The following is a 14204-nucleotide window of genomic DNA, read 5'->3' on the forward strand; positions in this document are numbered from 1 at the left end:
GCCGGCCCGCGAAAGTCAACGTTTTGGCCGGATGGAACAGCATCCGTGAAGGGTGGAGTGGATAACATGAAGTCAGAAGTTAGGAAAGGGACAGCAATCCAATGACTGTGACCAGTGAACGGAACAGCGCGGCAGTCATTCGCGCCGAGGCCGCAAAACTATTCTTTGACCGCGGCTACGACGCCACGACATTGCGCCAGGTGGCCTCGGCCGCAGGGTTGAAGGTCGGAAGCCTCTACAACCACATCGATAGCAAGGAGCACCTTCTCCTGCAGATCATGGGCGGGATCATCGATGACCTCCTCGCCGATGCCCGGTCCGCGCTGGCTTCGGGCGGTGATGCTGTCGATCAGCTGCAGGCGGTTCTGGCTGCGCATATCCGTTTCCATGCCGAGCGTGCGCAGGAAGTCTTTATTGGCAACGCCGAACTTCGATCGCTTTCTGAGTCCGCCCGCCAGGTCGTGGAGGCAAAGCGGCATGAGTATGAGTCCCTACTGCAGGAGCTCATCGAGGCCACTGGCACTGCGGACCTGGCGAGCGTCATCGATTCCAAGATCCACATGTACAGCTTCGTCGCCCAGGCCACGCACATTGCAGGCTGGTACAAGCCGGGCGGTCGCCTTAGCCTTGCCGAGATCGTGGCGACCTACACGAAGCTGGCACTCCGCGAACTGAACGTCGTCGACGCGGACCAGAGGGTGGACCGCAAGGCTTAAAGCCGATTTCTCCGATCCTGCATTGCGCTTACCCATGCTCGGACGTACGCTTGTTCGTATTAGATGGGCTGGCAGAGAGGTCGGCCCGGGACAGCGGGTTTATTTCCCTTCCAGAAAGGCAACGATGCGTACGATCGGAGACTGGATTCGCCTAAATAGCCGGCGGAACCCAGCGAGAGAGGCCTTCGTCGGTGTTGACGGCCGGGTCACTTTCGGCGAAGCGGCAGAGAGAGCCTGGCAGCTGGGCAGGGGACTGCGCAGCGCCGGCATCGAAGCCGGCGACGGAGTCGGAGTCCTCGCCGGGAACACAGTATTCAACGCAGAATCTTTCCTGGCCACGGCCGCCAGCGGAGGTGTCTATATCGCGTACAACTGGCGCTGGGCGCCAGCAGAACTTGCCGCCGGAATCCTCGAAACACAAGCCAAAGTCATCATCGTCGAAGAAACCCACCTGCCCCTGCTCAATGAAGCGCTGGCGATCCTGGTGGAAAAGACCGAGTCGCTTCCGCGGGTCGTCCGGCAGGGCATCGAAATCGACGCACTGCGAACCGGAACTGGCCCCTTGGAGGACGTGGCAGAACCTGAATCGCCGCTGTGTATCGTCTACACCGGCGGAAGCACCGGAACGCCGAAGGGTGTGGTGCTCTCACACCGGTCTTCACTGGCCAATGCACTCAACGAGATGTACGACTGCGGTGTTGGCAGTCGCGAAAACGAGCGCGGCCTGATCGTCACCCCGCTCTTTCACTCCGCTGCCCTTCTCTGCTGGCTGGTTCCCCATTTCATCGCCGGTGCAACGAGCGTCATCGCCCAAAAATTCAGCGATGAAGCCGTGGTGGATCTCGTGGGCCGGGAATCGATTACGAATACTTTCATGATCCCCAACATGATGCGCCGCCTCATGGACGGGGGAGTCCTGGCTGAACCGGACGTACGCAGGAACCTCAAAGCGGTTCACACCGGAGCAGGACTTCTCCGCATGCCAGACAAGCAATTGTTTGCCGAGATGCTGCCGGGGGCAGAACTGTACTTCCGCTATGGACTTACTGAGGCCGGTCCCATGGTCACACGGCTGAAACCTGTCGACATGCTGGATCCGCGTGTCGACGGATCCATCGGCACCGAGTACCTGCTCGCTGAAGCGCAGCTCCAGGATGAATACGGCCACCCCGTGCCCGCCGGCGAACTCGGAGAGATTTGCGTACGCGGTCCCGGTCTCATGACGGGATACTTCGGCCGACCCGAGGCCACGGCCGAGGCGATGCGCGGGGGATGGCTGCACACGGGTGACCTGGCAGTCCAGGACGAGCGTGGCTACTTCTACTTCCGCGACCGCCTCAAGGAAATGATCAAAACCGGCGGCGAGAATGTGTACTGCGCCGAAATAGAACAGGTTCTGCACCTTCACCCGGCCGTTCTTGAGGCAGTGGTCATGGGGGTTCCGGATCCGAAGTGGGATGAGGAAGTCCGTGCTGTTGTGGTCCTGCGAACGGGGCGGTCAGCCGACGCCATGGAATTGTCCGGCTTCCTTCGGCAACACCTGGCCGGCTACAAGATCCCCAAGAAGATGGTGTTCGTTCAACCGCACGAACTTCCGCGGTCGTCGGCGGGAAAGCTCGTGAAAAGTCAGCTTAAGGTCAATCTGGGGTGGGAAGCATGAGGGTCGCAACGATCAGGACAAACGGAAAAACGCACGCGGCCGTATTGGACGGCGATCTGCTGCAACCGCTGGACTTGTCCGATGTCGGAGCCTGGCTGAACGCAGAATCCCCCAACTGGCGTGAGCACATGGCGGGAGAGCCGGTGCCTGCGGCAGACGCTGATTTTGCTCCGTTGCTGCCTTCTCCCGGAAAGATCATCTGCGTCGGCCTGAATTACCGGGACCACATCCTGGAGATGGGACGCGAACTGCCGGAGTACCCAACGCTGTTCGCCAAGTTCTCCGACTCTCTCGTCGGCGCCAACGATGACATCGTGCTCCCTCCCGGGTCGGACCGGGTCGACTGGGAAGGTGAACTGGCCGTCGTGGTCGGCACCACCGTCAGCCGCGCAGACGAGACAGCCGCACGAACCGCCATCGCGGGATTCTCGGTGTCGAACGATGTCTCGGCCCGTGATTTCCAGCGACGCACACCAGAGTGGCTGCAGGGTAAGACCTTCGACAGGACCACACCCCTTGGACCCTTCCTGGTCACGGTTGATGAAACAGGTCCGGAACCGGACCTCGAAATCACCTGCGCCGTCAACGGAACCACCAAACAGCATTCCCGCACCTCGGAACTCGTTTTCGGTCCAGTAGAGCTGATCCGGTACATCTCGGCCATCACCACCCTCCGGCCCGGCGACGTCATTCTCACCGGCACCCCCGGCGGAGTTGGTGACGGCCGCGAGCCCAAGGAATTCCTCGCCGCAGGGTCGCTGCTGGAGACCAGCATCAGCACCCTGGGCGCAACCTCAAACCGTTGCGTCGTCTTCTAGACGGCTCACACTCTCCAACGCACAAGACAAGGGACATCCATGTTCACCAAGATCCTGATCGCAAACCGCGGAGAAATCGCGGTCCGCGTCATCCGCAGTTGCCGCTCTCTGGGCATTGCCTCCGTTGCGGTTCACTCCGAAGCCGACTCCGGCTCCTACCACGTCCGCCTCGCGGATGAAGCCGTAGACCTCGGTCCCGGCGCGGCAAGCGAGAACTACCTCAACGTCGATAAGATTCTCGCCGCGGCCAAAGCCACGGGAGCCCAGGCCATTCATCCAGGCTACGGATTCCTGTCCGAGAACGCCTCGTTCGCCCGCGCCGTGAGTGACGCCGGTCTGGTCTTCATCGGGCCGAGCCCCGAAGCCATCTCCACCATGGGCGAAAAGGTCGCTGCGCGCGCTGTTGCCGTGGCAGCAGAAGTTCCTTTGGCTCCCGGCTCCAACGGCGCCATCAGTGGAGCAGCAGACGTCGTGGCCTTTGGCACCGAGCACGGCTACCCGATCCTGGTCAAAGCGTCAGCGGGCGGCGGCGGCCGCGGAATGCGGCTCGTCGAGTCTGAGAGCCAGGCAGAAGACGCCGTCGCTGCGGCCGTCCGGGAGGCCACGGCTGCCTTTGGAAACGGCGAGGTGTACCTCGAGCGCTACCTCACCAGCGCCCGGCACGTGGAAGTCCAGGTCTTCGCTGACAAGCTCGGCAACACTGTTTACGTCGGGGACCGCGACTGCTCGGTTCAGCGCCGCCACCAGAAGCTGCTGGAGGAATCCCCTGCCCCCGGACTCTCTGAAGAGCTGAGGGCAGCTATGGGCGCTTCGGCCGTCCGCCTGGCAGAGCATGTTGGCTACGCCGGTGCCGGGACGGTTGAATTCCTCGTCGAAGGCGACAAGTTCTACTTCCTGGAAATGAACACCCGCATCCAGGTCGAACACCCGGTGACCGAAATGGTGCATGGTGTTGACCTGATTGCCGAACAGATCAGGGTTGCGGCCGGCAATGAACTCAGCCTTCGTGACCGGCTGGTGCCGCAGGGAGCCGCCATCGAGGCACGCATCAACGCAGAAGACGTAGCCGGCGGCCGGTTCCTCCCCGCACCGGGGCTCCTGGAAGAGCTGGCAGGACCGGAAGGTGAGGGCCTGCGCTTTGATGCAGGCTACGAGAGCGGTGACGAGGTACTCCCGTACTACGACAGCCTTATCGGCAAGCTGATTGCTTACGGCCCCGACAGGGAAACGGCCCTCGCCCGTCTGGAAGACGGACTGCAGCGACTGATCGTGCGGGGCGTGCCGACTACTGTTCCCGCCGCGCTGACTGTTATCCGGCATGAAGACTTCCGCAGCGGCCAGTTTTCCACCCGCTGGCTCGAAGAAAGCGTTGACTTCTCCGACGAGCCCGAGGATGAACCTTTGGCCCGCAACGAAGTCGAGGTCGTCGGACGCTTTTATGTGATCCCCCAATTCCCGGACTACCGTCCCGGTCAGAATGGGTTCTTCCAGGCAGCCGCAGCCGCACCGGCTGCGCCCTCGGACAACGCAGGGGCAGGACAACGACAGCGCGGACCAGGCCGGACACGCCACAAGGGCAAGGCCTCCGACGGCAGTGTCAAGGCTCCCATGCAGGGAACGATCGTCAAGGTCAATGTCGATGAAGGCCAGAGTGTTGAAACGGGCGACCTGCTGTTCGTCCTGGAAGCGATGAAGATGGAAAACCCGATCCACGCCCCTGCTGCCGGCACCGTCGGTCCCATTCACGCCGCCGTCGGCGATTCCCTGGCCGCCGGTACACTGCTGACCCAGCTCGTCCTTGCTGAGGTGAACTAGTGAAGCCCTTCCGCTCCCTGCTGTTCGTACCGGGCCACAAACGAGAGTGGATCGATAAGGCGCTGGCCTCCGACGCCGACGCCATCATCATCGATCTCGAAGATTCCGTCCCCGACGCCGAGAAGGCACTGGCACGCATCAACGCCAGCGACGCATTGGAAAAGCACGACGGCGCCAAGGGCATTCTGGTCCGTCCAAACGCTCTGGACACCACGCACTTCGGTGCCGACGTCGCGGAAGTTTCCCACGCGAACCTCACCGGTTTCCTGCTGCCGAAACTGTTCTCCCGCGATGACGTCGTACGCTTTGATGCCCTGGTTTCAGCAGCTGAGCTCGCCCACGGCATCCCCCGGGGCACGATCGAACTGATTCCGTCACTGGAAACGGCGGCATCCATCAATAAGGTCGACGAAATTCTGGCCGGACCACGCGTCGGCGGCGTCATGGCTGCCGCAGCCAAGGATGCCGACGTTTCACGCGAGGTTGGCTTCAGTTGGACCGCTGCAGGCACGGAAACCCTCTACCTTCGCAGCAAGGTTGTGCTGGCCGCCAGGGCCGCCGGGCTCCGGAGCATTGTTCTTGGTCTCTGGCAGGAAGTCAGGAACCTTGACGGGCTGCGTACCTTCGCGCAGGACAACAACGGGCTGGGTTACACGGGCCAGGTTCTGATCCACCCTAGCCATGCGCCTGTAGCCAATGAGGAATACGGACTTTCGGAAAAGCTCCGCGACTACTACGAAGGCTTGGTCGAGGCATTCGAGCAAGGTCAGCGCGAAGGACACGGCGCAGTGTCCTACCGGGGCGACCACATCGATCTCGCCCACGCCAACCATGCCCGCCAGGCCCTGGCGTTGGCAGCCAACGGCTAAGACCCGTCCGCACTACCCACACACACCAAGGAGACATCATGGCCGGAATGTACTACGAAGATTTTACGGTCGGTGAAGTGATTCGCCACGAGGTGACCCGCACGGTAACCGAAGCCGACAACCTTCTCATCACTACCCTGACGATGAACGTACAGCCCCTGCATCTGGACGCCGAGTTCGCGTCCCAGAGCATGTACGGGCGGCAAATCGTCAACAGCATTTTCACGCTGGGTCTGGTCACCGGCATCCCCGTCCAGGAAACGACACTCGGGACTACCCTCGGGAATCTTGGCTTCCGTGAGATCGAGTTCCCCAAGCCGGTGTTCATCGGAGACACCCTTCGGGTGGAGACAGAGGCACTCGACAAGCGCATCTCCAAGTCGCGGCCCGAGACCGGAATCATTGGCATCGAACACCGCGGCTACAACCAGCGCGGCGAAATGGTCTGCGTGGTCCGCCGCACAGCCCTCATGAAGCGCCGTGAAGAAGCCCAAATCGCCGTCAGCTGATAACGCCGCTAAAGCCAAGGACCATGTAGTCCACGGCAAAGCATCATGGCCTCAGGGGACGTCCGCCATTCACCGGGAGATCTTTTTCGATTCCTGGGAATGGCGGTCGTCTGGGGCTCCAGCTTCCTCTTCATGAAGGTCGCGTCGACAGGGTTATCACCCGGCCAGATCGTCCTTGGCCGGGTGGTGTTGGGCGCAGCGTCGCTGCTCCTCGTTCAGCTGCTTACGCGGCGCGGGCTTCCGCTGAATCCCAAGCTTCGGGCCCACGCCGGAGTCCTGGCCTGTTTTCGCTGTGTTGTGCCCTTCCTGCTCTATGCATCGGCCGTAGGGAAGATCCCCAGCGGCCTGTCCAGTATTTTCAACGCCGCCACCCCGCTGATCACTGCTGCCGCAACCCTCTTCGTGCTCCGCCAGGAGACAGTGAGACTGCGACAGTTGATCGCATTACTGGCCGGGGGAGCCGGGGTGTTGCTGGTCCTGTCGCCGTGGCGCTTCCAGACGGAAAGCTGGCCCGATATGTGGAGTCAGCTGGCGCGTCTCGGCGCGGCACTCAGCCTGGGAGCCGTCTTCGCTTACACCCGAAGGTTTGTTTCAGCCCTCGGCGAGGAACCCGCCGCCGTCGCGACGGTACAGATGCTGCTGGCCGCGGCGATCATGGGCATGCTCGGCCCGGCCTTGGCCACCCAGGATGTTCATCTCGGAATGCCTGTCGTGCTGAGCATGCTCACCCTTGGAGTCCTGAGCACCGGATTTGCCTATATCTGGAGCTTTGGACTCATCGCACGGGTTGGAGCCGTCGCAGCGTCCAGCACGACCTATGTGATGCCACTGGTCGGTGTGGCGCTGGGTGTTTTCGTCCTCCAAGAGAGGGTCACGTGGAATGAGCTCCGCGGCGGTGCTGTGGTGATCCTCAGCCTCATCGCAGGCAGCCGGCCTTCCAAAGAGAAACCGGAGTAGAAGATGCCGTTCCTCAACCGGCTGAGACGTTGGGCCCGGGAACGGCCGGACGACACGGCAGTTGTCGTCGGCGGCCGTGGCCTGTCGTGGTCAGAACTGGAAAACCAGGCCGCCGCCCGGGTCGCCGCTCCCAGGACCACAGTTCTCGATGGAACCAACACGCTGGACTTCATAGTGTCCTTTGCCGCCGCAGTCGCGGGCGGGCGTCAATGCGCAGTCCTCGATCCGGCATGGCCTGAACAGCTCCGTGAAGAAATCGCGGCCCGGCTCGGAAGCCCCGAACAGGAAGCCGGCACTGAACTCATCGACGGAGCAGCGACAGAGTCATTCCTTGTCGGACTGACCGCCGGAACCACATCGGTCCCGAAAGCGTTTCGCCGTTCAAGGAAGTCCTGGCAACGCTCCTTTCATGCTTCGATCGAATTCTTCAACCTGACCCAGGATGACAGGACATTGGCCCCGGGCCCCTTCGCCGCAAGCCTGAATCTCTATGCCCTTGCTGAATGCCTTTTTGCCGGCGCGCCGTTTCACGCTCTGGAGGAATCTGAGGTCGGGGCCGGCCACGCGTCCATAGCTCACGACGGAATCACCCGCCTTGTCGTCATGCCCAGTATGCTCCGGGTATTGAGCGAGCAGGGGATGATGAGTTCCGTCGACGCGTCCGGGATCCGAACCATCATCTGCGCGGGTTCCAAGCTGGACCTGCGCACCCTGGAATCCGCGCGACGGTGGGCTCCCAACGCGACGATTTTTGAGTACTACGGCGCATCAGAACTGAGCTTCGTCACGGCCACGCGGCTGGACCCCGGGGCGCCCGCAGCCTGGGAGAGTACCGCCATCGGCATCCCACTGCCCGGGGTTAAAGTGCGCATATTGGATGACAACGGGGCAGCGGTTCCCGACGGTGAAGCCGGCAACATCTTTGTCCGCAGCTCCATGGTCGGCGATGGATACCTGTGGGGTGGTGACACAGGCATTGTCCAGTGTCGTGGTGCCTGGGTCACCGTCGCGGACCGCGGGTTCCTTGCGGACGGCCGGCTGCACATCCTGGGCAGGGGGTCGGAGACGATCGTCACCGCGGGCAGCAATGTCTATCCGCATGAGGTCGAGCTGGCCCTGAACTCTGTCCCCGGTGTCGGCGCAGCGTTGGTTGTCGGAGTTCCCGATGACATGCGGGGCCAGCGCATTGTCGCCGGAATTCTTCCGTCCTGCGGCGGGCTTACCGCCGCAGGACTGGCCGCAGGTCTGGAGGGACTGCTGCCCAGGAAGAAACGGCCGTTCCAATACTTCGTGTTGAAGGAGCTCCCTTTGACTGACAGAGGGAAGATCAGCCGCCAGATTTTCCTCCAGTGGATCAGGGAATGCGACGGCCTGGTTCAGGCTCTCGCCTAGGCGGCCGCCGCATCCGCCACTTGTTCTGTCAGGTTTGTCGTTCAGTCCTTCAATTGCTCCGTCAGCACCTCAAACTCTTCAACGCCGACAATGGCCAAGTTCTGTTCGGTACTTGTAGCGGAGCGGATGGCGTTGGCAGGCTCCTGACTGGCCAGGAGCGAGTCTTTGGCGTCCCAGAGTGTGATTGACAGCGATTTCCCCTCGTCGCCGGCCAAGTAGTAGATGCCCTTGCACCCGGGCAGGCTTAGAACCTTTTGAACGGTTTCGTCTGATGGCACACCCGTCGTGCCTGGAGCAGGCCGATACGTGCTGACTCGAGCGAACATCGTCAAACCTCCGAATTTCGTCGTTTGAAGGCTCTCCCGCAGTACTGTACGTGCGCGGGAGAGCCTGTCCTATGCAACCAGTAAGAACCCGAGACCGCGGCTGCCGCAACCCCCGCACGGGACGAAAGGGGGACGGAACGTCAGACCGTGGTGTCTACATCCGATGGTTTTCCGGCGTCGGGCACATGGCGTTATGGCTGGACTGGTCTCTGGAACGAAGAAAAGTGTCAGCGCAGTGAGGGCGGCACAGCCGATACGCCAAGGCGAGGTGGTGGAGAACGGTCTCACTGACGCGGTCTCCACCACCCCGGCACGAGTACACGCACGCTGCTCGCGTCCTCACTCGACGGCGCCCCGGCGCGAAAAGATCGGAATGCGACTTCGTCTCAAAATTTGACGATAGAAAGTGGCTGACTATCGACTAATTAGGAGAACGGCGGAGGAATGCAGTCTCTACGCACCTTCCGCGCGGTCAACCTTGGCTATTGGTTATGGTGACTGTCCTGGGTGCCTGGAAGGACAGGAACCGGATCCACTCAGGCTCACGGTCCCATGATTGGATTTCGGGCAGTGCGGCAGCGGTTTCCTGGACAATGATGGCGGCTTCGAGTTCTGCCAGTTTGGCGCCGAGGCAGCGGTGGATGCCCGATCCAAAGACCAGGCCGTAGGCGTTTGTCGGCCTGGGGGGTGCGGTTTGTGTCTTTGGGGGCCACCCGTCCGGTTCGGTTGCTTGGGTGATGTGGTTGCCGGTCAGTTCGAGGAGGATTTCAGTGCCGGCCGGGATCAGCTCGCCGGACAGGCGGGTGGACACCGGCGCCACGCGGCGCCAGGTGGGGACGGATGATTCGGTGGTGAGCACGTGCCTGATTGTGGTGCGGGCCCCTGGCTCGGTGGCCGCGTCGGTCCAGGTTGCCGGCGCGGAGCCTTCGAGGAGCCGGAAGAGTGCAGTGCTGATCAGCTGGGTGGTTGTTTCCTGTCCGGCAATCAGGAGGAAGTAGCCGAGCGAACAGATCTCGGGGGTGGACAGTCCGTGTTCTGCCAGTGATTTGAACAGGTTGCGTCCGGGTGCGGTGATGGATTCGGTGACGAGCTGGCGCAGCCAGACGTAGAAGTCCGCGGCGCTGTAGGCGAGTTCGAGTTGCCGAGTTGCGTCGGGCCAGCCCCAGAACAGTTCCATGGAGTCAAGGCCCCAGCGCTTGAGTTTCACCAGGTCCCGGACGGGCAGCCCGAGGAGTTCGAGCATGATGACGGCCGGGGTGAACGCCGCCACCTCCTGCACGAGGTTTGCGTGGCCGGTGCGGTCGAGCTGTTGCGCCGCGTTCGTCGCCGCTTCCCGGGCGAGTTCGCGGATGCGTGGCTCCATGGCGGCGACCGTGGCCGGGGTGAAATAGCCTGCCACGACCTTGCGGATCCCGGCGTGTGTCGGGGTGTCGTTGCTGGCCAGCACAGGTGGCAGGGCGAAGCGGACGCGCTGCAGCACCCGCAGGGCAGGGCCTGCAAGGGGCGTCACCGCGACCAGTGCGTTGGCGGGGCTGAAATCGCCGGGCCGATGCAGGACGTCGCGGACGGTGTCCGGGTCACGTACCACCAGGTACGGGCACCGGGCCTGTGCACGGTTTTTTGTCTGTTCCTGGCTTTCCACCAGCGGCTCTGCGGAGCTGGTTGCCGGTGCCGGGTTCATGCGGGTACTCCGTTCAGCCAGGCGGCTGCTTCTGCACGGAAACGTGCCGGGCTCATTGCGGAGGCCTGTTCGGGGAGGGCGCCGAGAAAGGGCACCGGCAGTGTTCCGAGGACTTGCCGGTTGCTGTGATGCAGATAGTCGGGGGTGCCGGGCCAGCTGCCGAGAACGATGCCCAGGACGTGGAGCTCCCGGGCTGCCAGGGCTTCCAGGGTCAGGGCGGTGTGGTTCAACGTGCCGAGGGCCGGCCGGGCGACGAGCACGAAGGCGGCCGCCAAGACGGATCCGAGGTCGGCGACAGTGCCGCCGTCGGCGTCCAGCTCCACCAGCAGGCCGCCCGCCCCCTCCACCAGAACATGATCGTGGGAGCCGGCGAGCTCGCGGATCCGTGCGGCATGCACGGCCAGCCGGGGCAGCGGTGTTCCGTCGACGGCGGCCGCCGCGACGGGCGCCAGCGGCTCCTGCAACACGACGCCGGCCTCGGCCGTCACGGCGCCGGCGAGCCGAATGATTTCTGCCGTGTCGGAATCGCCGACGGCGGCGCCCGACTGGCAGGGCTTGTAAACCGCGACGCTGCGCCCCTGTCCCTGGAGGGCGGCGGCGAGGGCCGCCGTCGTGATCGTCTTGCCCACTCCGGTGTCCGTTCCGGTGACCAGGATGATTCCGGGCAGGTTCATGAAAGTTCCTCCAAAATGCCGCGCAGCACTGCGCAGCTCTCGTCGATGTCCTCGGGTGTCAGCGTGGCGCATGCGGTGAGCCGAAGCCGGGAAATCCCGTCGGGGACGGACGGCGGACGGAAGCAGCCGATCCGCACCCCGGACTGGCGTGCGGCCGCTGCTGCCGCCGCCGCACGCTGAGCCGACGGCATGGCGATGGATTGAACGGCCCCCGCCGTCGGCTCGATCGTGGCCCCGCGGCCCGTAAGGACCGGGCCCAGCCCGGCGGCAAGTGCCGCGGCGTTGGTCCGGACGGCTCCGGCCCGCCAGGGTTCGTCCCGGATGATCCGCACCCCGGCGAGGGCCGCAGCCGCCGATGCCGGTGCCAGTCCGGTGTCGAAGATGAAGCTTCGGGCCCGGTTGATGAGGTGTTCGCGCAGCAGGGACGAGCCGAGGACTGCCCCACCCTGGCCGCCCAGGGCCTTGGACAGGGTTGCCGTCAGAACCACGTTCGGGTGTCCGGCAAGGGCCGTCCCGGCCACCGAGCCGTGTCCCTGAAACTCGCCGGTGCCGGTGACCCCCAGGCTGTGCGCCTCATCAACGAGCAGCACGGCGTCGTGCCGCTCTGCCAAGGCGAGCAGCCCCTCGAGCGGCGCCTCGTCGCCGTGCACGCTGTAGACGGATTCGACGGCGATGAGCGCCCGCGGCTCCGACCTGGCCGCGAGCTGCCGGCCGGCCTCCTCCAGGTCGTTGTGGGTGAACGATTCCGTCCGGGAACGGCTCAGCCGGAATCCGTCGATCATCGAGGCGTGGCAGTGTTCATCCGCCACGATCAGGGTCCCGGGCCCGCCGAGGGCGGTGATCACGCCCATGTTCGCCAGATAGCCGGAGGAGAACACCAAGGCGGCCTCCATGCCGGCCAGGCGGGCCAGTTCCTGCTCCAGGTTCAGGTGCAGCTGGGTGGTCCCGGCGACCAGCCGCGAGGACGTGGCGCCCGTGCCCCACAGCGAAGCGGCGTCCGCGGCGGCTTCCGCAAGCCGGGGATCCGAGGCCAGGCCGAGATAGTCATTGCTGGCCAGGTCGATGAAGCGATCATCCGCAGCCCGGGGCAGCGGCCGGCGGACCAGGCCCCGCCGGTCCCTGGCCTCAGCCTGCCGCTGGAGCCATTGGGTCATCGAGGCGCTCATACCGCGTCTCCTGACCGCGCCGAGGCCCCTGCGGGGGTGCGTTCATGGACTTCGGCGACGGCCGCCGTCATACCTGCCGTGATCTGTTCAACATCCGCCGCGGTGCTGATGTACGGCGGTATGGTGTAGACGAGGTTCCGGAACGGCCGGACCCAGACCCCGTGCCGGATGGCGGCCCGGGTGACGGCCGGGACATCGACGACGTCGTGGAGTTCGATGACCCCGACGGCGCCGAGGGCGCGGACATCTGCCACGGCCTCGAGGTCCCGCGCGGGGGCCAGCCCCGTCTCCAGGCCGGCGCCGATCCGAGCGACGTCGGCCCGCCAGCCGCCGTCGCCGATGATGCGCAGGCTGGCGTTGGCCACCGCGCACGCCAGCGGGTTGCCCATAAAGGTGGGGCCGTGCAGCAGCGCCCCGGCGTGGCCTCCGGATACCGTTGACGCAATCTCGTCCGTGCAGAGCATGGCGGCGAGGGTCAGGTACCCGCCGGTCAGGGCCTTGCCCACGCACATGATGTCCGGGACCACTCCGGCATGGCCGGCGGCAAACAGCTCGCCCGTGCGGCCAAAACCGGTGGCGATCTCATCGAAAATCAGCAGCAGCCCGTACCGGTCCGCCACCTGCCGCAAGACCGTGAGGCACTCCGCCGGGTAGGCGTGCATGCCGCCGGCGCCCTGAAGCAGCGGTTCGACGATGATCGCGGCCAGCTCCCCGGCATGCGCGGCCGCGGTGTCCTGGAGTTCCGAGGCCCACGCCTGAACGGACTCCGGGGTTGCCGACGCAGCGGCCGGGGGACGGGGAGCAAACACGTTGCCGGCCAGCAGGCCGGGGAAGACCGAGTGCATGCCGTCCACGGGATCGCAGACCCCCATCGCCGCAAAAGTGTCCCCATGGTATCCGCCGCGGAAGCTCAGGAACCGCTGGCGCCCAGGGTGGCCGGACGCGGTCTGGAACTGCACCGCCAGCTTCAGTGCCACCTCCACGGATACCGAACCCGAATCCGCAAGGAACACCCGCGCCAGATCCGGCCGCCCGGGCGCAGAGGGGGCCATGTCCACCAGCCGCTCGGCCAGTTCCACCGCCGGGGCATGGGTGAGGCCGCCGAACATCACATGGCTGAAGTCAGCAAGTTGCCGCCCCGCGGCGGCATCCAGCACGGGGTGGCGGTAGCCGTGGATCGCCGACCACCACGAGGACATGGCATCAACGACGTCATGGCCGGTGCCGTCGTCGCCGCGGAGCCGCAGCCGCACGCCGTCGGCCGCCTCGACCTCCCACAACGGAAGGTCCGGGGACGCGGGGGCATAGGGGTGCCACAGGCGTGCGCGGTCCCGCTGAATCAGGCTCCCCTGGGACGGTGTCATCGAACCAGGACCCCATGGCGGGAGCATTCCGCGATCCAACCCGCCGGGGTGACCTGGACCTTCATCCGCCGCCGGCAGGCGGCGCAATAGCGCGGCGGTTCCAGCACCAGCTGTTCTCGGCAGGGAAGGTGAGGGTCCGACGCCGGCCCGGAACCGCCGTCGTCGGGCGTCCCGCAGCGCCCGCAAAACGTGCCGGTGGCCGCGTCCGCCGGGACGCCGGCGAGCTTCGGTTTCCGGAGTGAAGAGTTCATTGAGGA

14 protein-coding genes are annotated in these 14204 nt (G+C 64.5%); 8 read left to right on the forward strand and 6 right to left on the reverse strand.

Going from position 1 to position 14204, the window contains the following annotated elements:
* Nucleotides 1-101: 101 nt before the first annotated feature.
* The 8 genes from ACX5I6_RS05375 to ACX5I6_RS05410 all read left to right on the forward strand — a co-directional run bounded on the left by ACX5I6_RS05375 (nucleotide 102) and on the right by ACX5I6_RS05410 (nucleotide 8736).
* Nucleotides 102-716 carry a TetR/AcrR family transcriptional regulator gene (locus ACX5I6_RS05375; RefSeq protein ID WP_461839747.1) on the forward strand — a complete coding sequence of 205 codons (615 nt, stop codon included), beginning with the start codon at nucleotides 102-104 and terminating at the stop codon, nucleotides 714-716.
* Between the two features lie 34 nt (nucleotides 717-750).
* Complete coding sequence (locus ACX5I6_RS05380; protein ID WP_461839748.1) at nucleotides 751-2376, forward strand: class I adenylate-forming enzyme family protein; 1626 nt, start codon at nucleotides 751-753, stop codon at nucleotides 2374-2376.
* Nucleotides 2373-3194, forward strand: a complete 822-nt coding sequence (locus ACX5I6_RS05385) for a fumarylacetoacetate hydrolase family protein (protein ID WP_461839749.1) — start codon at nucleotides 2373-2375, stop codon at nucleotides 3192-3194. Before ACX5I6_RS05380 ends, ACX5I6_RS05385 begins: the two co-directional genes overlap by 4 nt.
* Nucleotides 3195-3233: 39 nt before the next feature.
* Nucleotides 3234-5009, forward strand: coding sequence for an acetyl/propionyl/methylcrotonyl-CoA carboxylase subunit alpha (locus ACX5I6_RS05390; RefSeq protein ID WP_461839750.1), 1776 nt, complete (start codon nucleotides 3234-3236; stop codon nucleotides 5007-5009).
* Nucleotides 5009-5878 carry an HpcH/HpaI aldolase/citrate lyase family protein gene (locus ACX5I6_RS05395; protein ID WP_461839751.1) on the forward strand — a complete coding sequence of 290 codons (870 nt, stop codon included), beginning with the start codon at nucleotides 5009-5011 and terminating at the stop codon, nucleotides 5876-5878. The genes ACX5I6_RS05390 and ACX5I6_RS05395 overlap by 1 nt, the downstream gene beginning before the upstream one ends.
* A 38-nt stretch (nucleotides 5879-5916) precedes the next feature.
* Nucleotides 5917-6387, forward strand: coding sequence for a MaoC family dehydratase (locus ACX5I6_RS05400; RefSeq protein WP_461839752.1), 471 nt, complete (start codon nucleotides 5917-5919; stop codon nucleotides 6385-6387).
* Nucleotides 6388-6486: 99 nt separating this feature from the next.
* Entirely contained in the window at nucleotides 6487-7344 is an 858-nt protein-coding gene (locus ACX5I6_RS05405; protein WP_461839753.1) for a DMT family transporter, read from the forward strand.
* Between the two features lie 3 nt (nucleotides 7345-7347).
* Entirely contained in the window at nucleotides 7348-8736 is a 1389-nt protein-coding gene (locus ACX5I6_RS05410) for a class I adenylate-forming enzyme family protein (protein ID WP_461839754.1), read from the forward strand.
* 41 nt (nucleotides 8737-8777) lie between these two features.
* Here ACX5I6_RS05410 and ACX5I6_RS05415 read toward each other — a convergent pair whose 3' ends face one another.
* The 6 genes from ACX5I6_RS05415 to bsaP form a co-directional block, all read right to left on the reverse strand.
* The gene (locus ACX5I6_RS05415) at nucleotides 8778-9014 is read right to left on the reverse strand and encodes a hypothetical protein (RefSeq protein ID WP_461839755.1); all 237 of its coding nucleotides are present in this window, start codon (nucleotides 9012-9014) and stop codon (nucleotides 8778-8780) included.
* A 520-nt stretch (nucleotides 9015-9534) separates the two neighbouring features.
* Nucleotides 9535-10743, reverse strand: coding sequence for a cytochrome P450 (locus tag ACX5I6_RS05420; RefSeq protein WP_461839756.1), 1209 nt, complete (start codon nucleotides 10741-10743; stop codon nucleotides 9535-9537).
* On the reverse strand, nucleotides 10740-11417 hold the full coding sequence (bioD, locus tag ACX5I6_RS05425) for a dethiobiotin synthase (protein WP_461839757.1): 678 nt from the start codon (nucleotides 11415-11417) through the stop codon (nucleotides 10740-10742). The genes ACX5I6_RS05420 and bioD overlap by 4 nt, the downstream gene beginning before the upstream one ends.
* Nucleotides 11414-12571: an 8-amino-7-oxononanoate synthase gene (locus tag ACX5I6_RS05430; protein WP_461841676.1), complete on the reverse strand. Its 1158-nt coding sequence runs from the start codon at nucleotides 12569-12571 to the stop codon at nucleotides 11414-11416. The genes bioD and ACX5I6_RS05430 overlap by 4 nt, the downstream gene beginning before the upstream one ends.
* Nucleotides 12572-12579: 8 nt before the next feature.
* Complete coding sequence (locus ACX5I6_RS05435; protein WP_461839758.1) at nucleotides 12580-13947, reverse strand: adenosylmethionine--8-amino-7-oxononanoate transaminase; 1368 nt, start codon at nucleotides 13945-13947, stop codon at nucleotides 12580-12582.
* Complete coding sequence (gene bsaP / locus ACX5I6_RS05440; protein WP_461839759.1) at nucleotides 13944-14198, reverse strand: biotin synthase auxiliary protein BsaP; 255 nt, start codon at nucleotides 14196-14198, stop codon at nucleotides 13944-13946. The genes ACX5I6_RS05435 and bsaP overlap by 4 nt, the downstream gene beginning before the upstream one ends.
* Nucleotides 14199-14204 lie beyond the last annotated feature (6 nt).

The organism is Arthrobacter sp. MMS24-T111, from assembly GCF_054888995.1.